This window comes from Pannonibacter sp., from assembly GCF_051860505.1.
Taxonomy (GTDB): Bacteria; Pseudomonadota; Alphaproteobacteria; order Rhizobiales; family Stappiaceae; genus Pannonibacter.
This window is the reverse complement of sequence record NZ_JBHYDX010000027.1, coordinates 34,165-56,997: the sequence shown is the minus strand read 5'-3', so window position 1 is coordinate 56,997 and position 22,833 is coordinate 34,165. Positions and strand designations below refer to the sequence as shown.

General features: G+C 61.3%; 17 protein-coding genes, 1 tRNA gene and 1 pseudogene. 6 read left to right on the top strand and 13 right to left on the bottom strand.

The genetic code is table 11. The annotated features are described in order from the left end of the window. Positions 1-88: 88 nt before the first annotated feature. Positions 89-165 (bottom strand) — tRNA-Arg (locus tag ACTIFE_RS17240). A 322-nt stretch (positions 166-487) separates the two neighbouring features. On the opposite strand from ACTIFE_RS17240, the gene ACTIFE_RS17235 reads away from it, so the two are divergent. After that, positions 488-2,077 (top strand): cryptochrome/photolyase family protein, encoded by a 1,590-nt coding sequence (locus ACTIFE_RS17235; protein ID WP_439530393.1) that lies wholly within the window; start codon positions 488-490, stop codon positions 2,075-2,077. Positions 2,078-2,261: 184 nt separating this feature from the next. Here ACTIFE_RS17235 and ACTIFE_RS17230 read toward each other — a convergent pair whose 3' ends face one another. Continuing rightward, positions 2,262-2,558: a septal ring lytic transglycosylase RlpA family protein gene (locus tag ACTIFE_RS17230; RefSeq protein WP_439530411.1), complete on the bottom strand. Its 297-nt coding sequence runs from the start codon at positions 2,556-2,558 to the stop codon at positions 2,262-2,264. Positions 2,559-3,046: 488 nt separating this feature from the next. Here ACTIFE_RS17230 and ACTIFE_RS17225 point away from each other — a divergent pair, with 488 nt between their 5' ends. After that, positions 3,047-5,191, top strand: coding sequence for a putative bifunctional diguanylate cyclase/phosphodiesterase (locus ACTIFE_RS17225; RefSeq protein ID WP_439530392.1), 2,145 nt, complete (start codon positions 3,047-3,049; stop codon positions 5,189-5,191). Here ACTIFE_RS17225 and ACTIFE_RS17220 read toward each other — a convergent pair. From ACTIFE_RS17220 to mutM, 10 genes are all read right to left on the bottom strand, one after another. Further along, positions 5,188-6,459: an MFS transporter gene (locus ACTIFE_RS17220; RefSeq protein ID WP_439530391.1), complete on the bottom strand. Its 1,272-nt coding sequence runs from the start codon at positions 6,457-6,459 to the stop codon at positions 5,188-5,190. The genes ACTIFE_RS17225 and ACTIFE_RS17220 overlap by 4 nt on opposite strands. Beyond that, positions 6,456-6,842, bottom strand: coding sequence for a PadR family transcriptional regulator (locus ACTIFE_RS17215; RefSeq protein ID WP_439530390.1), 387 nt, complete (start codon positions 6,840-6,842; stop codon positions 6,456-6,458). Before ACTIFE_RS17215 ends, ACTIFE_RS17220 begins: the two co-directional genes overlap by 4 nt. 223 nt (positions 6,843-7,065) lie before the next feature. Continuing rightward, a complete protein-coding gene (gyrB, locus tag ACTIFE_RS17210) occupies positions 7,066-9,519 on the bottom strand; it encodes a DNA topoisomerase (ATP-hydrolyzing) subunit B (protein ID WP_439530389.1) in 2,454 nt (817 codons plus the stop codon). Positions 9,520-9,694: 175 nt separating this feature from the next. Beyond that, positions 9,695-10,810, bottom strand: coding sequence for a DNA replication/repair protein RecF (gene recF / locus ACTIFE_RS17205; RefSeq protein WP_439530388.1), 1,116 nt, complete (start codon positions 10,808-10,810; stop codon positions 9,695-9,697). Between the two features lie 36 nt (positions 10,811-10,846). Then, positions 10,847-11,965, bottom strand: coding sequence for a DNA polymerase III subunit beta (dnaN, locus tag ACTIFE_RS17200; RefSeq protein WP_439530387.1), 1,119 nt, complete (start codon positions 11,963-11,965; stop codon positions 10,847-10,849). 163 nt (positions 11,966-12,128) lie between these two features. Further along, positions 12,129-13,610 (bottom strand): chromosomal replication initiator protein DnaA, encoded by a 1,482-nt coding sequence (dnaA, locus tag ACTIFE_RS17195; protein ID WP_439530386.1) that lies wholly within the window; start codon positions 13,608-13,610, stop codon positions 12,129-12,131. Positions 13,611-13,807: 197 nt separating this feature from the next. After that, positions 13,808-14,236 (bottom strand): rhodanese-like domain-containing protein, encoded by a 429-nt coding sequence (locus ACTIFE_RS17190; RefSeq protein WP_439530410.1) that lies wholly within the window; start codon positions 14,234-14,236, stop codon positions 13,808-13,810. A 650-nt stretch (positions 14,237-14,886) separates the two neighbouring features. Next, complete coding sequence (rpsT, locus tag ACTIFE_RS17185) at positions 14,887-15,153, bottom strand: 30S ribosomal protein S20 (RefSeq protein WP_106752746.1); 267 nt, start codon at positions 15,151-15,153, stop codon at positions 14,887-14,889. 179 nt (positions 15,154-15,332) lie between these two features. Further along, positions 15,333-16,106 carry an enoyl-CoA hydratase gene (locus ACTIFE_RS17180; protein WP_439530385.1) on the bottom strand — a complete coding sequence of 258 codons (774 nt, stop codon included), beginning with the start codon at positions 16,104-16,106 and terminating at the stop codon, positions 15,333-15,335. A 177-nt stretch (positions 16,107-16,283) separates the two neighbouring features. Next, positions 16,284-17,189 carry a bifunctional DNA-formamidopyrimidine glycosylase/DNA-(apurinic or apyrimidinic site) lyase gene (gene mutM / locus ACTIFE_RS17175; protein ID WP_439530384.1) on the bottom strand — a complete coding sequence of 302 codons (906 nt, stop codon included), beginning with the start codon at positions 17,187-17,189 and terminating at the stop codon, positions 16,284-16,286. A gap of 173 nt (positions 17,190-17,362) precedes the next feature. On the opposite strand from mutM, the gene ubiE reads away from it, so the two are divergent. The 3 genes from ubiE to ACTIFE_RS17160 all read left to right on the top strand — a co-directional run bounded on the left by ubiE (position 17,363) and on the right by ACTIFE_RS17160 (position 20,753). Continuing rightward, a complete protein-coding gene (gene ubiE, locus ACTIFE_RS17170) occupies positions 17,363-18,172 on the top strand; it encodes a bifunctional demethylmenaquinone methyltransferase/2-methoxy-6-polyprenyl-1,4-benzoquinol methylase UbiE (RefSeq protein ID WP_439530383.1) in 810 nt (269 codons plus the stop codon). A 4-nt stretch (positions 18,173-18,176) separates the two neighbouring features. Then, positions 18,177-19,760, top strand: coding sequence for a 2-polyprenylphenol 6-hydroxylase (ubiB, locus tag ACTIFE_RS17165; protein WP_439530382.1), 1,584 nt, complete (start codon positions 18,177-18,179; stop codon positions 19,758-19,760). A gap of 207 nt (positions 19,761-19,967) precedes the next feature. Beyond that, entirely contained in the window at positions 19,968-20,753 is a 786-nt protein-coding gene (locus ACTIFE_RS17160) for an NYN domain-containing protein (RefSeq protein ID WP_439530381.1), read from the top strand. On the opposite strand, the gene ACTIFE_RS17155 is transcribed toward ACTIFE_RS17160, so the two are convergent. Further along, the gene (locus ACTIFE_RS17155) at positions 20,750-21,406 is read right to left on the bottom strand and encodes an alpha-ketoglutarate-dependent dioxygenase AlkB family protein (protein WP_439530380.1); all 657 of its coding nucleotides are present in this window, start codon (positions 21,404-21,406) and stop codon (positions 20,750-20,752) included. The genes ACTIFE_RS17160 and ACTIFE_RS17155 overlap by 4 nt on opposite strands. 390 nt (positions 21,407-21,796) lie before the next feature. Between ACTIFE_RS17155 and ACTIFE_RS17150 the strand changes: the two are divergent. After that, positions 21,797-22,833 (top strand): annotated as a pseudogene (locus ACTIFE_RS17150) (Hsp70 family protein); the annotation flags it as partial.

Sequence of the window (22,833 nt, the reverse complement as noted above, 5' to 3'; positions counted from 1 at the left end):
ACCGCTCGGCTCATTGGCGCATGCCAACTGCCCACGGCATTGCCGTGTCTTCAAGACTGAAAGGATCAGAAATCCATGGGGAGATGATTGGCGCACCCGAAGGGATTCGAACCCCTGGCCTCTGCCTTCGGAGGGCAGCGCTCTATCCAGCTGAGCTACGGGTGCACTCGGCGTGTGGCGCTGAGGCCTGCCGGACTTAGGTCTGATACAGGAATGATCCGGGATCGGCAACGGCTTTTCTGACGCTTTGACAGGCCTCCTGCGCACCATCCCCAGAACCGACACCGGTTTGTTGCTTCGAACACAGCTGCGATCCGGCACATGCACCGATCCTGGATCATTCCATGCTGCCGGAGTATGTCCGCAATTACGGGGAGGGGGCTCTAACGCTGATGCGCTGAAATCGAAGTCGCGGGTGATACGCGAAGCGGGTACGGCCGTATGCGTTCGGTGACCAGATAGTTTGATAGTCAGGGCCCCGAATATCATGACTTCGCAGCCAGATGCGGATCCAAACCGGAAGCGCAAACCCGCCATTGTCCTTGTTCTGGGAGATCAGTTGTCGCTGGGGCTGTCGTCCCTGCGCCGGGCGGACCGGGCGCAGGATGTGGTGCTGATGGTCGAGGTGATGGAAGAGGCAACCTATGTCCGCCACCATAAGAAGAAAATCGCCTTTATCCTCTCAGCCATGCGCCACTTCGCCAAGACCCTGCAGTCCGAGGGCTGGACCGTGGATTATGTCCGCCTTGACGACCCGCTCAACACCGGCAGTTTTACCGGCGAGATCGGCCGCGCGGTGGCCCGCCATAGAGCCGACCAGGTGGTGATGACCGAACCTGGCGAGTGGCGGGTGCTGGATGCAGCGCAAGCCTGGCCGACGTCGTTCGGAGTCACCCTCGACCTTTTGACTGATGATCGGTTCATCTGTTCGGTGGCGGAGTTCAGGGCCTGGGCCAAGGGGCGCAAGCAACTGCGGATGGAGTATTTCTACCGGGAGATGCGGCGCAAGACCGGGCTGCTTATGACTGGCGACGAACCGGAGGGCGGGCAGTGGAACTATGATGCCGACAACCGCAAGCCCGCCAAGGCGGACCTGTTCATGCCCAGGCCGTATCAACCTGACCTGGACGACACGACCCGCGATGTCCTGGAACTCGTCGGTGAGCGCTTTGCCAATCATTTCGGCCGCCTGGAGCCCTTTCGCTTCGCGGTGACCCCAGAGGAAGCGGCCGAAGTCCTTACCCGGTTCCTGAAAGTGGCCTTGCCCCGTTTCGGCGATTACCAGGACGCGATGCTGCAAGGGGAACCCTGGCTCTATCACGCAGTTATTTCTCCCTATCTCAATGTCGGCCTGCTTGATCCGCTCACCGTTTGCAGGGCGGTGGAGGACGAGTACCGGGCAGGACGCGTGCCACTCAATGCGGCGGAAGGATTCATCCGCCAGATCATCGGCTGGCGGGAGTATGTCCGTGGCATCTACTGGCTGAAGATGCCGGGGTATACGCAGGTCAATGAACTGGGCGCAGCACGACCGCTCCCGGCGTTCTACTGGACCGGTGAGACGGACATGGCGTGTCTCCGGGCGGCAATTGGCCAGACCCGGGACGAGGCCTATGCCCACCATATCCAGCGACTGATGGTGACCGGCAATTTTGCGATGCTCGCCGGGATCAATCCGGCCGAGGTGCATGAGTGGTATCTGGCGGTTTACGCTGATGCATTCGAATGGGTGGAAGCTCCGAACACCCTGGGGATGAGCCAGTTCGCCGATGGCGGGCTGCTCGGCTCCAAGCCCTATGCGGGCGGCGGCAATTACATCAACAAGATGTCCGATTATTGCGGCAGTTGCCGTTATGATGTGAAGCAGCGGACCGGGCGGGATGCCTGCCCATTCAACGCTCTATATTGGGACTTTCTGGACCGCAACGCAGACAGGTTGCGGCGAAATCCACGCCTTGGGCCAGTTTACGCCACCTGGGAGAAGATGGGTGAGGTCGCTCGTCAGGAGACACGGCAAAGCGCGCGGATGTTTCTCGACACTCTGGTTGGCTGGCAGGAACCTGAGAAACGCTCATAAAAAAGGCCGCGCAGCGAACAAACGCAAGCGCGGCCAAAGTTTTGTGCACATGGCCCCATCGACCACGGTGGCGAACTTTAACCGCTGTCGTGGAGCTTGTCATTATCGATTTTCAGAATTCTTTCACAATTGATACGCCCGGCGATGGAAAAGATCTCTACGTTCTATGCCGGCGTAATATTGGTTAACAGCGACCAGCCTTGGTTGTAACTTCGCCGTTGGGACCTATCACCTTGACGCGTGTCACGCCGCGGTTCAGAAAACCAAGCTCTTTCGCTGCTTGCCGGGTAACATCTATGACGCGGGACTTCACGAACGGTCCCCGGTCATTGATCCGGACCTTCACGGACTTTCCGTTATCAAGGTTCACAACTGTTACCACGCTCCCGAATGGGAGGTTCCGGTGCGCTGCGGTCATCATGTTCGGATTGGCGCGTTCGCCGCTGGCTGTCCGACTGGTCAGGGCATACCAGGATGCCATTCCGCATTGGACCTGGCCAGCCTCGGCCGGCACAAGCGGGGTCAGGAGACCGAGGCCGACCGATAGAATGCAGCCTGCCTTACCAAGGTTGCGCATCATGCGCGAGGTCGCTCTGAATATTGGACCATCCTCCAAGTCTAGGGTAATGCCCCTATGGGTTATACCAGCGCTTGATCTGCGCTGAACCAAAGAGCGCAGTTGCCCCGGCAATCGGGCCATTTTGTGACGCAGCGGGATGGGAAGGATTGGCCCGGTCCTGCGCCTGTCCGGTCACTCGAAAACTAATGCTGGAGATCGAAAGTCTAAAATCTTGAATCCGAGCGAAATTGTTTAAATTCTGTTTACCTAAACCCCAGAACGAGTTCTGGAAACTTAACCAATCCTAATTCCCTGCGCTCCTTTTGTGGTACTCATCCGCGATCGATGCTGTCTAAACCCAAGATTACTTCCGGGTTTTCGAAGGAATTCATTGTCTCGAGGGCGCGAAATTGACAGAAGAAGCCTCCATTTACTTCAGCTCCGACAATGCCAGACAGAATCTTGGAGCAGAAGGCGCTCCTAATTTTGTCGAAGAAATCTTACACAATTTACCGTTTCCCTATGCTGTCTTGTCTGCTGCGGGTGCCGTAATCGCAGCGAACGCCGGTTTTGCGGTGCTGTTTGACCGACTGCCGGCGAGCATTGCCGGACTTGAGCTCTCAGCCCTGTTTGCCAAGACCGCCATGCGCCGGTTGCGTCCAGTGATCGACACCGCTCTTGCCGGGGCTCCGACCACGACCGAAGGAATGTTCATCGCCCGGACAGGCCGGACCATCTACGCGCATGTGCAATGCCGGCCGCTGTCCGGTGTACCGGGCGCTGCGCCGCGTGGCCTTCTGATGGAAATCCGCGACCTGGCCGAGGACGGGCCGATCCGCACCCGGCTGCGCATGGCCGAGCAGGCTTTCCTGGCGCTTGCCGACCAGGCCTGGCTGATCGGTGCCGACGGATGTGTCCGGGACGGCCTGCCATCAGGATCGGAGCGGTTCGAGGCTCGGGGGGTGATCGAACGGGTCCAGGGACGGCATCTCAGCGAAATTTTTGGAGCCACGGCCTTCGCCTGCCAGTTGGAGCAGCCGCTGGCGCGTGCCTTCAAAGGCCGCAGCGAGCGCGTGAGCTTGCCGCGCCATGCCCTTCGGGCGTTGATGTGGGATGCCCCAGGCGATCGGTCCTTGACGCCGACATTGCCGGTGTCTTCGGAGCACGACCTGCAGGGGGTATTGCGCCCGTTCAGGGGGGAGTTGGGAACGATCGACGGCGTGCTTCTGGTGCTGCGCCAGGAGGACGAGTTACCCGCCCGCGCACGGGAGCTTGAACGGCTGGCGATGGAGGATCCATTGACCGGGCTGTCCAACCGACGCGCCTTCCAGAAAGTGCTCGAAGACGAGCTGACAAAGGCACGAACCGGCATTTCGGGCGGTATATCCCTGCTGGCCCTGGACCTGGACGACTTCAAGGCGGTCAATGACCGGGGGGGACATGCGGCCGGCGATGCCCTGCTGTGCCAGATTTCGGATCAGTTGCGGGACCTGGTTGGCGACAACGGAACCGTCGCGCGGCTTGGTGGTGATGAGTTCGCCGTTGTGCGTTACAGCGCGGATGAGGATGAGGCGGGCCGCCTTGCCCGGCAGATCATGGCCGCCGTCGAGACCCTGCATCTGGACTGGAACGGAGCCAGCTTCCGCATCGGCTGCAGCGTCGGGATCGCCGTTCTCGACCGCCAGTTCATCCGGACTATGAACGCCACCGCAGCCGATGTCTTGCACTGGGCCGACGACGCCTGCCTCACCGGCAAGGCGACCGGTGGCGGCCAGGTCCGCCACTTCAAGGTCGGCGAGAACTTGCTCGCAAGCCGGCGGGAAGACCTTGGCAATGTGGCGCGGGTTGAGCGGGCGCTTGCGGAAGACGAACTGCACCTGTTTGCCTTGCCGGTGTTCGACATGGTCAGCGGTGCGCCGGTGATGACGGAGTTGCTGCTGCGGGTCAAAGGCGAGGAAAACCGGCTCTTGCGGCCGGGGGCGATGATCGCTTCGGCGGAACGGCACGGCCTGATGACCTCCGTCGATCGCTGGGTGCTGGATACGGTCCTCAACCGGCTTGCTGCCGACCCAACCGGGGTGCCCGTCTCTTTGAACCTGTCCGCACAAAGCCTCGCCAACAGCGAGTTTCAGGCCTATCTCGACAGCCGGTTGGCTGAGCGGCCGCATCTGGCCGGGCGCATGTGTTTCGAGCTCTCCGAGGTCTCGGTCGCACGCAACCTGCCGGCAGCGGCCCGCATGGTGGCGCTGTTGAAACGCCATGGCTGCAAGGTGGCGCTGGACGACTTTGGCGGCGGCTGGCCGACGACGGCCCATTTGCGCCGGCTTGAGCTTGACTGGCTCAAGATCGATGGAACCATCACGCGCTCAATCGTCAGCGATCCGGTGCAGCATGCTGTCCTGCGCGGCATCATCTGTGTCGCGCAGGAACTCGGGATCGACCTGATTGCCGAATTCGTGGAGGACCGCGATACGGTGAAAGCCCTGACAGAACTGGGCATTTCGCTCGGCCAAGGCTATCACTTCGCGGAACCGGCGCCGTGGGCGGCGGGTTAGGCGGCGGACTCCGCATTGCGGCTGACGAAAGCTGCGGCCCAGAAGCAGGCAACAAGCAACAGTGATCCTGCAAGGGCCGCCTGCAGCACGGCATCATATGAGCCACTCGCCTGCCACAGGAGCGCTGCGGCGGCCGGGGCAAGCGCCTTGGCCAGGGTGCCTGGCAGCGAAAGCGCCCCGTTCAGCGCGCCATAGGCGGAGCGTGACAGCATCTCCGGCACAGCCATGCCTCGCACGATGGTCATGATGCCATTGGCAAGACCATAGAGGCCAACCATTGCCATGGCGGACAGGAGTGTAGCCGGCAGCATTTCGATGCCCAACAACGCGAGCGGGAACAGTGCAACAATAAGGCAGCCGATGACCCGCACAGAGGCGCCGGCCGCCAGGCGCCAGATGATCAGGCGGCCGGCAACCTGCGCCGGACCGATCATCATCATGGCAGTTACGACGCCCGCTGCGGAGAGGCCTTTCTCCAGCAACAGAGGGTAGAGATGGAAGGTGAAAGCCGAGAAAGTCGCTGCATACGCGGTGAAGGCGAGACCGAGCAGCCAGAACACCGGTTGCCGCAAGGCGTCTCGCACGGGTCGGGTACCGGTTTGGCCTTGCGCCGGGCCGGCACCTGCGGAAGCTGGCGCAACAGCCAGATTTGCCTGTGCGGGCTCGCTCAGATCCTGTTGGCGATCGATAACCAGCGCATAGAGTGCCGCAATCAGCAGATTCATAAGCGCCAGAACCATCAGGGCTCCGCGCCAGCCGAGACCGTCGATCAGGAGCTGTACCACCGGAATGAAGACCGTGCTGGCAAATCCGCCCCAGAAGGTCAGCGTGGTGATGCCATTGCGTGCCTTTGCCGGCCCGACACGCCGCGCAACCACTGCAAAGGCCGGTTCATAGAGAACGGCGGCCTGTAGCACGCCAATGACGGCCAGCAGGGCATAGAATACCGGCAGTGTCTGCACCTGCGACCAGGCAAGCAGGGCCGCTGCGGCCAGCAGGGACCCGCCGGACATGATCAGCCGGCCATAGCCCCGATCGATCAGGACGCCGATCGGATAGGCAGCAGGAGCCGCCAGCAACAAGCCGATGGTTGCGGCCAGGAAGATATCCGGCTTGCTCCAGCCAAGCTCCAGCCCCATCGCCTCGCCAACGAGCGGAAAGGAGTAATAGAGGGTGCCCCAACTCGTGATCTGGCCGATCCCAAGCCCGGTGATGAAATGCCGGCTGCTGGCGGACCGTCGTAAGGTCGCCGCTGTTGGAAAGTTCATGAAGAAGACACTCCGGTGTCGGTCACGGTGGAGGGGGAACAGCAGGAATCCTGCGGCGCGTGCGGCCCGGTAGCCCCTGGGAACAGGTCGCGAGATGCGCTTTCGAGTGCGCGACTGGCCTCCGCCCAGGCAATCAGTGCTGTCTTGAGGGCATCACGACCCTTGGCTGTCAGCGTGTAGATCTTGCGTGTCCGGCCGCCGACAACCTCTTCGGCACGAGTGACATAGCCGCCGATCTCGAAGTCGCGCAGCACCGGATAGACGGTGCCTTCCGTTGGCGAGCAGCAGCCCTTGGTCATGTCCGCCACACGGCGGGCAATCTCGTAGCCATGGGCAGGCGCCTCGAACAGGGCCCGCAGAATAAACAGCTTGGATAGGCTCATCTTGATCGTTCCGGTCCAGTAGGTCCGGTCGGTCAAGTCGGGCAACGGGGTAGGAAGCATCGAGGTTCTAGGCATGTGTTACCTCTATGCATAGAGGGGCAATGTGTCAATTGCCTGCTGGCGATATTCGTCACGTAGCTTGTCGCGAGGCGTGCGACTTGAATAGCAAAAGGCCCCGCCGGGATAGTCGGCAGGGCCTTGAAAACATTGGTAGTCATGCGGATCAAACGTCGAGATTGGCGACGCTCAGCGCATTATCCTGGATGAACTCGCGGCGCGGTTCGACCTCGTCGCCCATCAGCTTGGTGAAGATATCATCGGCGTCGTCAGCCTCGCGGACACGCACCTGAAGCAGGGATCGGACGTTTGGATCCAGCGTGGTTTCCCAGAGCTGTTCCGGGTTCATCTCGCCGAGACCCTTGTAGCGCTGCAGGCTGATGCCTTTGCGACCGATTGCGAAGACGGTCGAGAGCAGGGCCTGCGGACCTCGGATCGCGTGTTCCTGATCCTTCCGCCGCAGCGTGGCGGCCTTGCCGTAGATCTCCCGCAGATAGGCACCATGCGCATCCAGGCGACGCGCATCGGACGACCCAAGCAGGGCCGCATCGATGCTTGCAACTTCTTCCACACCGCGGACGATGCGGCGGAAGACGAGGCTGCCGTCATCACGGACTTCAGCTGACCAGCCTCGCTCGAACTCATCGGCGAGAATATCCAGCCGGCGCGCAATATAGGCTGCTGCCTCCTGCGCTTTTTCAACATTGTGCAGCACTTCCGGGTTGAGGGCGCCGGCAATGGCTGCCTGTTCGACCACGGACCGGTCGTAGCGGGAGTGCAGGCCGTCGAGGATGCCGCTGATGCTGCGTGCCGTCTCGACCACCTGGCGCAGATCCGCCCCCATAAGCACTTCGCCATTGGCAAGGCTGAGCGACGTGTCGTCCAGGCCGGTGCTGATCAGGTAGTTTTCGAGCGCTGTCTGATCCTTCAGATACTGCTCGGACTGGCCACGCTTCACCTTGTAGAGCGGTGGCTGGGCAATATAGATGTGGCCGCGCTCGATCAGGTCCGGCATCTGACGGAAGAAGAACGTCAGCAGCAGGGTGCGGATATGGGCGCCGTCGACGTCGGCGTCCGTCATGATGATGATCTTGTGGTAGCGCAGCTTGTCGACGTTGAACTCTTCCTTGCCGATGCCGGTGCCAAGCGCCGTGATCAGCGTGCCGATTTCGTTGGAAGAGAGCATCTTGTCGAAACGGGCGCGCTCGACGTTGAGGATCTTGCCGCGCAGCGGCAGAACCGCCTGGCGCTCACGGTGGCGGCCCTGCTTTGCCGAGCCACCGGCCGAGTCACCCTCGACGAGGAACAGTTCGGACTTCGCCGGATCGCGCTCCTGGCAATCTGCCAGCTTTCCTGGCAGCGAGGCGATGTCGAGGGCCCCCTTGCGGCGGGTCAGCTCACGCGCCTTGCGTGCTGCTTCGCGGGCAGAGGCGGCTTCCACGACCTTGCCAACGACGGCACGGGCCTTGCCCGGGTTTTCTTCCAGCCACTCCGACAGCGCCTGGTTGATGGCGTTTTCCACCACCGGACGGACTTCGGAGGAGACCAGCTTGTCCTTCGTCTGCGACGAGAACTTCGGATCCGGAACCTTGACGGACAGGACGCAGGTCAGGCCCTCTCGGCAATCGTCGCCGGTGAGCGAGACCTTTTCCTTCTTCATCAGGCCGGAACTTTCGGCATAGCCGGTGATCTGACGGGTCAGCGCGCCACGGAAGCCGGCAAGATGGGTCCCGCCGTCGCGCTGAGGGATGTTGTTGGTGAAGCAGAGCACTTGCTCATGGTAGCTGTCATTCCACCACATCGACGCTTCGACGGTGATGCCGTCTCGCTCCACGATCATGGTGATCGGAGCTTCCAGCAGCGGGTGCTTGGCCCTGTCGAGATAGCGGACAAAAGCCTCTAGTCCGCCCTCATAGAACAGCTCGACCTGCTTCTCCTCAACACCGCGATTGTCCGTCAGCAGGATGCGGACGCCGGAGTTGAGGAAGGCCAGTTCACGCAGTCGGTGTTCCAGCGTGGCGAAATCGAACTCGATATGGGTGAAAGTTTCCGGTGAGGGCAGGAAGGTCACCTCTGTGCCCTTGCGGCCATTCGCAGGACCAACCACGACAAGCGGGGCTTCAGCATCGCCGTGGCGGAAGCGCATGAAGTGCTCGTTGCCGCCGCGCCAGATGCGCAGTTCCAGTTTGGACGACAGCGCATTCACCACCGACACGCCAACACCATGCAGACCGCCGGAGACCTTGTAGGAATTCTGGTCGAATTTTCCGCCGGCATGCAGCTGCGTCATGATGACTTCGGCTGCCGAAACACCTTCTTCCTGGTGCATGTCGGTCGGGATGCCGCGGCCGTTGTCCGTCACGGTGACGGAACCATCGGCGTTCAGCGTCACAGTGACGCGATCAGCATGGCCAGCCAGGGCTTCGTCGATGGCGTTGTCAACCACCTCATAGACCATGTGATGCAGGCCGGACCCGTCATCGGTGTCGCCGATGTACATGCCCGGACGTTTGCGCACCGCATCAAGCCCCTTCAGCACCTTGATGCTGTCGGCACCGTATTCCTGTTCGGCTGCGGCCGTGGCGGCGGCGGTGTTCTCGGGGGTCGGGGTGTCGCTCATGCGAATCAGTCACCAATCGGTCAAGAATGTCTGGATCCCCTTATACGGCACTGGTCCGAAGGTTCAACCAAACCCGGGTTCAGGACAGGGATCACGGTGGGTCAAGGTGGATAAAGCCACGGAATTCAGGCCATTTCGGGGCCCCGCCGTCTGGGCATCCCGTTGAGGCGGCAATCTACCGTTCGGCAAGAGGCACGACCTCGCCCCCCTCAGGCAGGTCGGCGAAGAGATGGGCATCGGTTCCCGTCATGAAGACCTGGCAGTTGAGACCGACGAGGCGGGAAAACAGCGCGGCACGGCGCCCCGGATCGAGATGGGCCGCGACCTCGTCGAGGAGCAGGACCGGGGTCAGGCCGGACATCGCCGCTGTCAGATCCGCATGGGCAAGGATGAGACCGATGAGCAAAGCCTTCTGCTCACCGGTCGAGGCCAGGCCCGCTGGCATCGACTTGGCCAGATGCAACACGGCAAGATCAGTCCGATGGGGCCCGCTCAAGGTGCGGCCCGCAGCCTTGTCCCGGCTCCGGCCCTCGCGCAACTGGCGTAGCAAGAGGATTTCCTGATCACTGGCCGCAAGGCCGCTTGCGGCCTGCTCGAACTCACCCTCCAGTGACAGGCCGGCGCAGGGGAAGGGAAGGCCGAGGCTGGCCTGGGCATTGATGCGGCCTTGCAGCAGGCTGACGGTCTCCCGCCGCGCGGCAGCAACTGCCAGGCCAAGACCGGCAAGCTGTTGCTCCACGGCGTCAAGCCAGGCGGCGGAACCCCCGCTATCCAACAACCGGTTGCGGTGGCTGAGTGCCTTTTCGAAATCGGTTACCCGACGTCCATGGGCAGGATCGATGGAGAGGGTCAAGCGGTCCAGAAAGCGCCGCCGGTCACCTGCTGGTCCCGTGAACAGACCGTCCATCGCCGGCACCAGCCACAGCACACGCACGTGTTCGAGCAACGCTTCGGAGGATTTTGCTTCGGTGCCATCGATACGCACGCGTCGACCACTTTCCGTGCCCGCGTAACCGGTGCCGATCTGCACGTCGCCAAGGGGGCCGTTCAGCGTGGCCGCGACCGCCCAGGCACCAGGGCCATCCCGCCGCGCGATCTCGGACAAGGCGGCCCGGCGCAGGCCGCGCCCGGCAGACAGGAGGGAGATCGCCTCCAGCACATTGGTCTTGCCAATGCCATTGTTCCCGACAAGCGCAACAAGACGCCCGGCGGGAACGAGCGCCAGCCGGGCGTAGTTGCGAAAATCTGTCAGAAGCAGCCGTTCAATGGCTACCGGAGCCGGGGACGTCATCGCTCCTCACCTGGCTCTGGCCGTATGCACGGAAGGTCAGACGCGCATCGGCATCAGCACGAACAGGCAGTCTTCGGTGGCATGATCCTGAACCAGTGTCGGCGAGCCGGAGTCTGCCAGGCGGAAAAGGGCCGTGTCACCTGACAATTGTGCTGCGATATCAAGCAAATAGCGAGAGTTGAAGCCAATCTCCATCGGATCGGAATCATACTCGACGGCGAGTTCTTCGGTGGCACTGCCGGAATCCGGATTGTTGACGGCGAGAACCAGCCGCCCTTCCGACAGCGAGAGCTTCACCGCGCGACCCCGTTCGGAGGAAATCGTCGACACACGGTCAACGGCTTCCTTGAACTCGTCGCGATCGACACGGAGTTCCTTGTCGTTGTGTTGCGGAATGACACGGCCATAGTCGGGGAACGTTCCGTCAATCAGCTTGGATGTCAGGACCACCATGCCGTTGGTGATGCGGATCTTGGTCTCTGACAGTTCCACGGTCACTTCTGCATCCCGGTCTTCCAGCAGCTTCTGGATTTCGCCGACGGTCTTGCGCGGCACAATGACGCCCGGCATGCCGACGGCGCCCTGCGGTGCCGGCACCTCGGCCTGCGCCAGACGATGCCCGTCCGTCGCCACGGCCCGGACCATCTCGCCGTTGGCACCGGCTACGGCGTGCAGATAGATACCGTTGAGATAGTAGCGGGTTTCCTCGGTCGAAATCGCGAACTGGGTGGTATCGATCAGCTTGCGAATGGCGCCTGCCGTCAGGGTGAACTGATGCGGGAAGGTACCGGCGGTCAGATCGGGAAAATCGGCTTCCGGCAGCATCTGCAGCGCAAAGCGCGAGCGACCGGCCCGAAGCTCCAGTGTCGTGCCGTCGCTGTTGGTTTCCAGTACGACCTGGGAACCATCCGGCAGCTTGCGCACAATGTCATAGATCATGTGCGCCGGCACAGTGGTCGCGCCCGGGGCCTCGATTATTGCCGGAACAGTTTCAACGACCTCAAGATCAAGGTCGGTCGCCTTCAGTTTCAACACGCCGTGCTCGGCGCGCAGCAGGACGTTCGACAGGATCGGAATGGTGTTTCGCCGCTCGACAACCCGGTGAACGTGGGTCAAGGACTTGAGGAGGTCGGTCCGTTCGAGGGTGGCTTTCATGACATTTCGTCCATGTACTCGTTGGCCGTGATTGTTCCGGCGCTGGATACAGTTAGCCCCGCTGGCGCGGGACGGGCACCGAACGTGCCCTTAATGCAGCGCAAAAGCAAGAGGGACGCCCGTATGGACGTCCCTCTTGTTGCCGATATTCACGCAACGCACCTTATGCGTCGAGCATGCGCTTCAGCAGTTCGATCTCCTGCGCCAGCGTCACGTCCGCACGCGCCAGTTCCTCGATCTTGCGCACGGCGTGCAGCACGGTGGTGTGATCGCGGTTGCCAAAGCGACGACCGATTTCCGGCAGCGAACGCGGGGTCATCACCTTTGCAAGATACATCGCGATCTGGCGCGGGCGCACGATGGTGCGGGTCCGGCGCGCCGACAGAAGATCGGCCTTGGTCACGTTATAGTGCTTGGAAACGATCCGCTGGATGTCCTCGATCTTCACCCGGCGCGGTTCGCTCGAGCGTATCAGGTCGCGGAGGGTCAGTTCCGCCATATCCTGCGTGATCGGCTGGTTGGTCAGCTGGTTATGCGCCACCAGACGGTTCAGCGCCCCTTCAAGGTCGCGGCCGGATGAGACGACATGACGGGCGACATAATCCAGCACCGTGTCCGGAACCGTGAAGTTCGGATAGGACTTGCGGGTACTGGTGACGCGGGCCGACAGGATGTTGCGGCGCAGGCTGAAATCCGGCTCGGCAATACCGACCACCAGGCCACCCGACAGACGCGAGCGGACGCGGTCATCCAGGGTGTCGAGTTCTGAAGGCGCGCGATCAGCGGCGACAATCACCTGGCGTGCACCGTCAATCAGCGCATTCAGCGTGTGGCAGAACTCCTGCTGCACCTGCTTGCCATGCAGGAACTGCATGTCGTCGATCAGAAGAAGATCGATGGTGCGCAGGGTTTCCTTGAAGGCCAGCGCGGACTGGGCCTTCAGGGCCGCCACGAAGCGATACATGAAATGCTCGGCGGTCAGATACAGCACCTTGCGGCCCGACGCGCGTGCCTTCGAGGCAACAGCCTGCATCAGATGTGTCTTGCCGAGACCGACAGACGCATGCAGGTACAGGGGGTTGAAGGTGACCGCGCCGCCGGCCGCCACCTGCTTGGCCGCAGCCAATGCCAGTCCGTTGGAGTCGCCCTCGACAAAGGTCTCGAACGTGTATTTCGGGTCGAGTGCTGCGCCCTGCAGCACGTCGCGGGCGGAGTTGTCGGCCTCGGCCCGGGCAAGGGCGGCAGTTGCTGCCTGCGCTGCGGCAACGGAATTGGGCTCGTTCAGGGTGATCGGACGGTATTCGGACGCAGCTTGGGCGACCACGGAACGGGTCGGAGCCGGGAGACTGCTGGCCATCGGCATTTCGACCGGACGCGGGCGCGCTGCACCACGAACCGTCAGTTCGATGCGGTGCACGTTCTCGCACTCACGCTGCCAAAGACCAACGAGCCGGTCGCGGTAGTGCGACTGGATCCACTGCTTCAGGAACCGGGTCGGAACGGACAGACGCACGGTCCCGTCACTGTTTTCTTCCAGGTCCACACGTGCAAACCAGCTGCTGAAGACATCATCCCCAAGCTCGGCGCGCAGACGCGTTTTGACACGGTTCCATTGTTCGGAGCCCACTTCTTGTTGGATATGCATGTCGCCTCGCCTCCGTCGTCATGCCAGGTCCCGGTCCGCCACAGCCCAGGGCCTGCTGCCTTGTTCGGTATGCCGCTGAGCGGCTGTTGTTTTATGTCGCCGTGTTGAAACGGCGATAGAAATTCAAGTCGACAGATCCTGCGCGGGACGCAGCTTATGCCGCCCCGCCGACCTACCATTTTGAAACTGAAACGGGTCTAGCTTTGGACCCAGGGAAGACCCTTGGCCTTCCAGCCTGCCACACTGCCCCGGTGCCCGTCAGGACCCATCGGCCCCTCGAACCCTTGGGCTATGTTGTAGCACGGGCTATATCCCGCACTGGTCATGGCGATCGCCGCACTCATGCTGCGCGCGCCGGACCGGCAGAGAAAGTAAATCGGTGCGGCCTTGTCCAGGCCACGCCGGGCAAGCTCGCCACTCAGCGTCTCGACAAAATCCGGCACGGCGGTCCCAGCAGGAAAGCCCTGCCATTCGACCGTGAGGACATCTTTGCCAACAGCACGCAGATCCGGCACGCCGACAAAGGTCCATTCTGCCCGGGTACGCACGTCAACCAGAACCGCGTCCGGGTTGGATGCCACCGCCTGATAAGCCGTTTCGACGTCAACGTCTCCGGCATAAGCCATAGAATTCGACAAGATGCCCCCTTCGCAACGTCTGACCGCTGCGGTGTGTCGATACCAAAGCTGAGGAGATTATTGAGTAGGCTTAAGAGCTCGCACTGATGAAACTGACAATGACCAGCGACTTAGCCAAGCAATACCCGAATACTTGCGGAGGGGTTTCCAAGAAAGTCGTGGTGATCATTTTCTGGTCCATGCACTGTGTAATTTTTTATTTAGTTTCGAGCTTGCCCCGATGGACTGAACATACACAGGCCCTAGGTAGGGAGCAACAGCGACTCGTTAACAAAAACCGACACATTCGGCCTATCGCAGCGTCAAATGCCTGACCCCCAACCACCTCTCCGGAGCAAATCCGTTTTGACTCAACGTCTTTTCGCGGTGCTTATCCGGCGATGCGGTTTGGCGTCATCGGACCAAAAAAAATTCCCATCTCCGGCTTGACTCAAACCGAATCCGGCATAGGGCCATACGTCTTTTCCAACATATCGATAAGTGTATGATATATATGGAAAAAATATGGCAGACCGGATCGCTGTCTCTGGGTGGCTGGAAGGTAGGAACTTAGCCGGATGGCAATTCTTTCAGGCGCGTCGGCTAACAAAAAACCCGGCCTTTCGGGCCGGGTTCATGACAGGCTTCTGGAGCTTGTCTCAGGCCTTCAGAGCCTTAACGCGTGCGTTGAGACGCGACACCTTGCGTGAGGCGGTGTTGGCGTGAACGACCCCCTTCGAGGCAGCGCGCATCAGCTCCGGCTGCGCAGCCTGGAATGCTGCGGTTGCAGCTGCGTGATCGCCGGAAGCAATCGCTTCCTCGACCTTGCGCAGGAAGGTGCGCATGCGGCTGCGGCGTGTCTTGTTAACAGCCGTCCGGCGGGCAATCTTGCGGGCCGCCTTCTTGGCCGAGGGAGTGTTGGCCATTGGCTCAATCCTGGTCCGAGTGTGAAACTAAAAACCCGATCAACATCGGAGCGCGCACCTTTAGGTCCGATCAAGCTCCGCGTCAAACGAATTCGGCGGCACGCTGGATGCCACCGATTGGGGGAGGCTTATAGTCGGGCGGGCTGAAACCGTCAATGCCAAACCCGCCCGACCATGCGTTATTTGTTGCGGAATTGCGGCGCCCGCTTCTCGATGAAGGCCGTCATACCCTCGCTCTGATCCTCGGTGGCAAAGGCGGCATGGAACATGCGACGCTCGAAGCGGATGCCTTCGGCAAGCGTTGTCTCATAGGCCCGATTGACGCTTTCCTTCGTCATCATGACCACTGGCATCGAGAAGTCCGCGATCTTTTCGGCAGCTTTCATCGCCTCTTCCATAAGGTCGTCCAGCGGCACGACGCGGGAGACAAGGCCGGAACGTTCAGCTTCCACGGCATCCATCAGCCGGCCGGTGAGGCACATTTCCATCGCCTTGGACTTGCCGACAAACCGCGTCAGCCGCTGGGTGCCGCCGGCACCGGGCAGGACGCCAAGGGTGATTTCGGGCTGGCCGAACTTGGCATTGTCGGCACAGATAATGAAATCGCACATCATTGCCAGTTCGCAGCCGCCGCCGAGCGCATAACCGGCCACGGCCGCAATGACCGGCTTGCGGTTGCGCGCAACCCTGTCCCATGGCGTGATCAGGTCGCCCATATACGCCTTGGCAAAATCGAAGGGTTGCATCTCCTTGATGTCCGCCCCGGCCGCAAAAGCCTTCTGCGATCCGGTGATGATGACGCAGCCGACGCGCTCATCCGCCTCATAGGCATCAAGGGCAGCGGCAACTTCGGCCATCAGATCGGCACACAAAGCGTTCAGTGCCTTTGGACGGTTGAGGGTGATGATGCCAACCTTGCCACGCTTTTCGGTCAGGATGTTCTCGTATGCCATCGGGATCCTCCGCTTGAAGCGCATGCAGGCGATCGACGTCCGATCTGCCGGCAAGCGCTGAATGCCGTTTGGTCGCGTTCCGAAAATCGGCACGCGGGCGTGTCATTCAAGGGGTATCCGACACCATTCGGGCGTGCAAGCGAACGGGCGGTGACGCCAGCTCTTTGGCTGAGGCGTCTATCGTTGGCAGGTCGGGCAGTGGAAGGTGGAGCGGCCTGACTGCACCATGCGTTCGATGGTGCCGCCGCAGCCCGGCGTGCGGCAGGGCTCGCCCTCCCGGCCATAGGCTGCGAAACTGTGCTGGAAATAGCCGAGTGTTCCATCAGTCTGGGTGTGATCACGCAATGTCGAGCCGCCGGCGAGGATCGCCTCCTCCAGCACCTCGCGGATCGACAGGGCCAGTTTCTCGCGCAGTGCCCTGCGCCCGCGCTGCGGTCCGCAGATGTCGCCGGCGGCGCGCTGCGGCGATAGGCCTGAGCGCCACAGCGCCTCGCAAACGTAGATGTTACCGAGGCCGGCAATCAGGCGCTGATCGAGAAGCGCCGCCTTCAACGGCGTCCGCTTGTCACGAAAGAGGCCGTCCAGCACGTCGCCATCGAGACGGTTTCCGAGTGGCTCCAGCCCCATGGCCGCGAACAGGGGATGCGAGGTCAGCCCCGCCCTTGGCACCATCTGCATGAAGCCGAAGCGGCGCGGGTCGTTGTAGACGATCCGGGCGACGGCTGCGTCGCTGTCGGATCCCGGTGCCGACAGATGGAACACGACATGGTCGTGCTTCTCGTCCTTCGAACGGGCATGGGCAAAGTCACCGGGCAAGTGGCTGTCTTCGGCATCCTCGACCCGGAACGAGCCGGACATGCCGAGATGCATCACCAGTACCTCGCCGTCATCGAGGTCGGCCAGCAGATACTTGGCCCGGCGGGACAGGGCTGCGACACGTCGTCCCTCGACGCGCTCGCAAAAGCGGTCAGGGAACGGAAACCGCAGGTCCGGACGGCGGCATTCCAGCTTGACGACGCGCGCGCCTTCAAGGCTCGGCGCAAGGCCGCGGCGAACGGTTTCGACTTCCGGCAACTCGGGCATGGGGCTTGCGCTTCCCTGAAAAATCGCTAGGCGGGCAAGCCGCCTCGCCTATATGAGACGCATGACATAGGACTGAGGACCGGGGCAACAATAGCGCCGGCACGCGGGCTGTACTATGGTCCCGCCGAACCGAACCCGGGCCGCCGTCTTATCCGGTGGCCAAGGAGACCTGCATGACTGACGAGACCGCTGCGGCAGGCGCCGCCTACCCCGGCCATCGCGATCCCCGCGAGATGCCCACCAGCTTCGGCTTCCGCACCGTGCGCGAAGGTGAGAAGCAGGGCATGGTCAACGACGTGTTCCACAAGGTGGCGAACCGCTACGACATCATGAACGACCTGATGTCCGGTGGCCTGCACCGGCTCTGGAAAGACGCGATGGTGTCGGTCCTGGCACCGCCGCACACGCCTGGCCGTGACTGGCGCGTCCTGGACGTCGCCGGTGGCACCGGTGACATCGCGACGCGCATCGTCGAACGCTCCGGCCGTGAAGTCGAGGCAGTCGTGCTGGATATCAATGGCTCGATGCTGTCGGTCGGCCAGGACCGGGCGGACAAAGCCGGACTGTCGCCCTTCATCACCTTTACACAGGGCAACGCCGAAGTCCTGCCTTTCCCGGACAAGACCTTCGACGCCTATACGATCGCCTTTGGCATCCGCAATGTCCCTGATATCCCAAAGGCGCTCCGGGAGGCCCACCGCGTGTTGAAGCGTGGCGGCCGGTTCCTGTGCCTCGAGTTCTCCGAGGTCGAGATGCCGATGCTCGACAAGGTCTATGACGCCTTCTCGTTCCACGCGATCCCGGCCATCGGCAAGGCTGTGACCGGCGACGGCGACCCTTACAAGTATCTCGTGGAATCCATCCGCAAGTTCCCGAACCAGGAACGCTTTGCCGACATGATCCGCGAGGCCGGCTTCGAAAAGGTCACCTACCGCAATTACACTGGCGGCATTGCTGCGCTGCATTCGGGCTGGAAACTCTGATCCGATGGCGCAGTTGATCCGCCCGACCCTGCGGCTGATGCAGGCCGGCTTCGTGCTCGCCCGTGAGGGAGTTTTCGGGCTTGTGAACCTGCCTGACCTGCCGGCCGGGCCGCGGCTTGCCATCCGGCTTGCGCGCCTCTTGGAGCGCCGCTCGGTCAAGGACAAGAGCGCACGGCTGCGCCTGTCGGACGCGATGAACCGGCTTGGGCCATCCTATGTGAAGCTGGGGCAGTTTCTGGCAACCCGCGCCGATGTGGTCGGCAAGGAAGCTGCAGCAGAGCTGGCGCATCTGCAGGACCGGCTGCCCGCCTTCCCGCAGGAAGAGGCCCGCGCCCAGATTGCCGAGCAGCTGATGCGGCCGATCGACGAGATCTATGTCGAGTTCGGCGAGCCTGTCGCCGCCGCCTCGATGGCGCAGGTACATCCGGCCCTGGTGCGCCAGCCTGACGGTTCGGTCTGCAAGATGGCCGTGAAAGTGCTGCGCCCGGATGTGGCGCGGCGGTTCAACAACGATTTGCAGAGCTTTTATCTGGTCGCCCGGCTGGCGGAGCGGTTCGTGCCGGCCGCGCGGCGGCTGCGTCCGCTCGCTGTGGTCGATACGCTCGCGCGCTCCGTTGCGCTCGAGATGGATTTCCGTCTCGAGGCGGCCGCCCTGTCGGAAATGGCCGAAAACACTGCTGAGGATCCCGGTTTCCGGGTGCCGGCCGTCGACTGGATGCGCAGCGCCAAGGGCGTGCTGACGATGGAGTGGATCGACGGACGCAAGCTCTCCGACGTCGCCGGTATCACCGAGGACGGGATGGATCTGGAGGCGCTTGGCGCCAATGTGATCCAGAGCTTCCTGCGCCATACCCTGCGCGATGGCTTCTTCCATGCCGACATGCACCAGGGGAACCTTTTCGTTCAGCCGGACGGCACGCTGGTCGCCGTCGACTTCGGCATCACCGGGCGCCTTGGCCGGTCCGAGCGCCGGTTCCTGGCCGAAATCCTCTATGGCTTCATCACGCGCGACTATCGCCGGGTGGCCGAAGTGCATTTCGAGGCCGGCTATGTTCCGGCCGACCAGGACGTGGATGTGTTCGCCCAGGCAATCCGCGCCATCGGCGAGCCGATCCATGGCCACGATGCCTCTGAAATCTCAATGGCACGCCTTTTGACGCAGCTGTTCGAGATCACCGAACTGTTCCAGATGCGCACCCAGCCGCAGCTGATCATGCTGCAGAAGACGATGGTCGTCGTCGAGGGCGTTGCGCGCACGCTCAACCCGCGCCTCGACATGTGGCGCACGGCAGAACCTGTCGTCTCGCACTGGATTGCCGGCAATCTCGGCCCCGTGGGCCGGCTGCGTGATCTCGGCACCGGCCTGACCGCACTCGGGCGCATCGCCACCGATCTGCCGATCTTCGCCGACCGCATCGGCCGCCTGTCGCAGGAGATGGAGCGGATGGCCCAAAAGGGCTTCCGCTTCGACGCCGAGACCGCCGATGCCATTGGCCGCTCGGAGGCCCGGCACAACCGCTCCGGCCGGGTGGCGCTCTGGATCATCGCGATTGCGCTGGCGGCGCTGGCGTTGAAGGCGTGGGCCTGAGGCTTAGCTTGGTACGCTCCACTCTACGAGCGATGTCCAAAAGTTATCAGTCATTAGCACAAAATCATTTGACAGTTTCGTACGTTCGACTCATCTTTCTCGTATCCGCCCCAAGAGGAGTACGCCGCCGTAGAATTCTCGGGCAGGCCGAAAGCTTGGGGCTTTTTTTTGGGTGCTTCTTGGACAAAATTGCTATTTTGATTGACGGTGGTTTTTTTCCTCAAGCGAATAAAAACGCTTGTCGACAGTGATAAAATTGAGAATCCTGAAAAAGTCGCCATCCTTCTAAAAAGTTTATGTCGATCTCACATTATCAGCTTGACTGGGTGCAAGAGTAACGACTGGATTGGTCGTGTTTACAGAATTTTCTTTTATGACGCTAATCCATTCAGTGGAATAAGCCACCATCCACTTTTAAATTTACGTATAGACTTTGATAAAACTGATCAAGCACAATGGCGACGTGCATTGTTCGATGCTTTGCGAAAGCAACGCAAGGTTGCTTTAAGGCTTGGCGAAGTGATCAAAGAGGGGGATTGGTCTCTGCCTCCTAGAAAAATCAAACGCATCCTTGATACAAAGGCTTGGATCGAGGGGCTAATATTTGATGAAAGTGGTCAATTCGCGCTCCAACCTGAGCAACTTAAAAAGGCCCGCGAACTTCAAATCAAATGGCGAGAAATTGACCCTCAAGATGTTCACCTAGGTCTACGTCAAAAAGGCGTCGATATGCGAATTGGCTTGGATATCGCTTCAATTACTCTAAAAAAACAAGCTCAAACAATCATACTTGTATCGGGAGACAGCGATTTTGTGCCTGCAGCAAAATTAGCTCGGCGAGAAGGTGTTGAGTTTATTTTAGACCCATTGTGGCAATCTGTTCGCGACGATTTATTTGAACACATCGACGGCCTGCAGTCCGGGATAAAGAGACCAACCTCTCAGAAAACAACGCCAAACATGCTTGCTCCCGACGCCGATCTTGAAGATTAAGTCTTTTCTGGTTTGGTCACGCGCCTAAGCGTCAAATTGATCCGCCCGCCATCCTTGAGCAGGGTCGACGTGCCCGGATACAGCCGGTCGATGCCGTGGAAGGCGAGGCGGGCTGCGCCGCCGAGAAGGGCCACATCACCCGACGACAGCTTCAGTGACAACGTCGGATCACTCCGCTCAAGTCCGCCGATACGGAACAGCGCCGTATCGCCCAGCGAGACTGACAGCACCGGCGCGTCGAAGGTTGCCTCGTCCCGGTCCTGGTGCAGGCCCATCCGGGCATCCTCGCCGTAGAAATTGATGAGGCAAGCTTCGGGCGGTGGCGCGTCGGGGGCAAGTTCCGCCCAAATGTCTGTCAGCACGGATGGCATCGCCGGCCAGGGGCGACCTGTCACGGGATGCATCGGCTGGTAGCGATAGCCGCGCACATCCGAAACCCAGCCAAGCGAGCCGCAATTGCTCATGCGCACCGAAAACGGTTTTCCGGTTCGCGGCATGACCGGCGTGAACAGCGGTGCCTCGGCAATGATGATCCGCAACTCTGCGACCAGGGCTTCCTGTGCCTGGCGGTCTAAACGTCCGGGCAGGTGGCGAAAGCCCTGGGGCAGAGCAGCCTTGCGCCGCTGCGTTGCGACAGCCTTATCTGGCGTCATGATTCCGTTCCCTTCGACCTCATCCTGCATCGCCTTCTCTGGGAGCCCTGCAGCACTGGGGCTTGTGCAAGTCTGACCGAGTTGTGGCCTTTGCAGTTCCGCAAGGCGTTTGCACCAATCCGGTAACGCTTTGCGAAGGATTACCCACCACATGCTGTGCGGGCGAACAACATTGGCATGTGCCTTGCGGCACTTCACGCCTCAACCTATATAGCGATCAAGCCACGCGCTATCCGGTCCTGGAGCAGGTTTTCTCCGCCAAGGCAGAAACAAAACGTCATCAGGATACGGGGAGCGTGTCCCCGGCCAAGAGGCCGGAGGCTCATCGTGAAAAGGGGCCGGATCGACGCCGTAGCGGGTCCATCCGGTTTGCTGGAAAGAGAGGATAAAATGGCAAAGGTCATCGGTATCGACCTCGGCACGACGAATTCGTGCGTCGCCGTCATGGACGGCAAGGATGCTAAGGTCATCGAGAATTCGGAAGGTGCACGCACCACGCCCTCGATGGTTGCCTTCACCGACGACGGCGAGCGTCTGGTCGGCCAGCCGGCAAAGCGCCAGGCGGTCACCAACCCCACCAATACGCTGTTTGCCGTCAAGCGCCTGATCGGGCGCCGCTATGACGACCCGACCGTGGCCAAGGACAAGGGCCTGGTTCCATACGACATCGTCAAGGCCGACAACGGTGATGCCTGGGTCGCTGCCAACAGCGGCAAGTACTCTCCGTCGCAGGTTTCTGCCTTCATCCTGCAGAAGATGAAGGAAACCGCCGAGAGCTATCTTGGCGAGACGGTCACCCAGGCGGTGATCACCGTCCCGGCCTATTTCAATGACGCCCAGCGTCAGGCGACCAAGGACGCCGGCAAGATCGCCGGCCTTGAAGTCCTGCGCATCATCAACGAGCCGACTGCGGCTGCGCTCGCCTATGGCCTCGACAAGACCGAAGGCAAGACCATCGCGGTCTATGACCTTGGCGGCGGCACCTTCGACGTGTCCGTGCTGGAGATCGGCGACGGCGTCTTCGAGGTGAAGTCGACGAACGGTGACACGTTCCTTGGCGGTGAAGACTTCGACATGCGCCTGGTCGACTATCTGGCGACCGAGTTCAAGAAGGATCAGGGCATTGACCTGAAGAACGACAAGCTCGCCCTGCAGCGCCTCAAGGAAGCTGCCGAAAAGGCCAAGATCGAGCTGTCGTCCGCCTCGCAGACCGAAATCAACCTGCCGTTCATCACGGCGGATGCTTCCGGTCCCAAGCACCTGACCATGAAGCTGACCCGTGCCAAGTTCGAGACCCTCGTTGAGGATCTGGTGCAGCGGACGATCGAGCCGTGCAAGGCAGCGCTCAAGGATGCCGGCCTCGTGGCTGGCCAGATCGACGAAGTCGTTCTGGTCGGCGGCATGACACGCATGCCGAAGATCCAGGA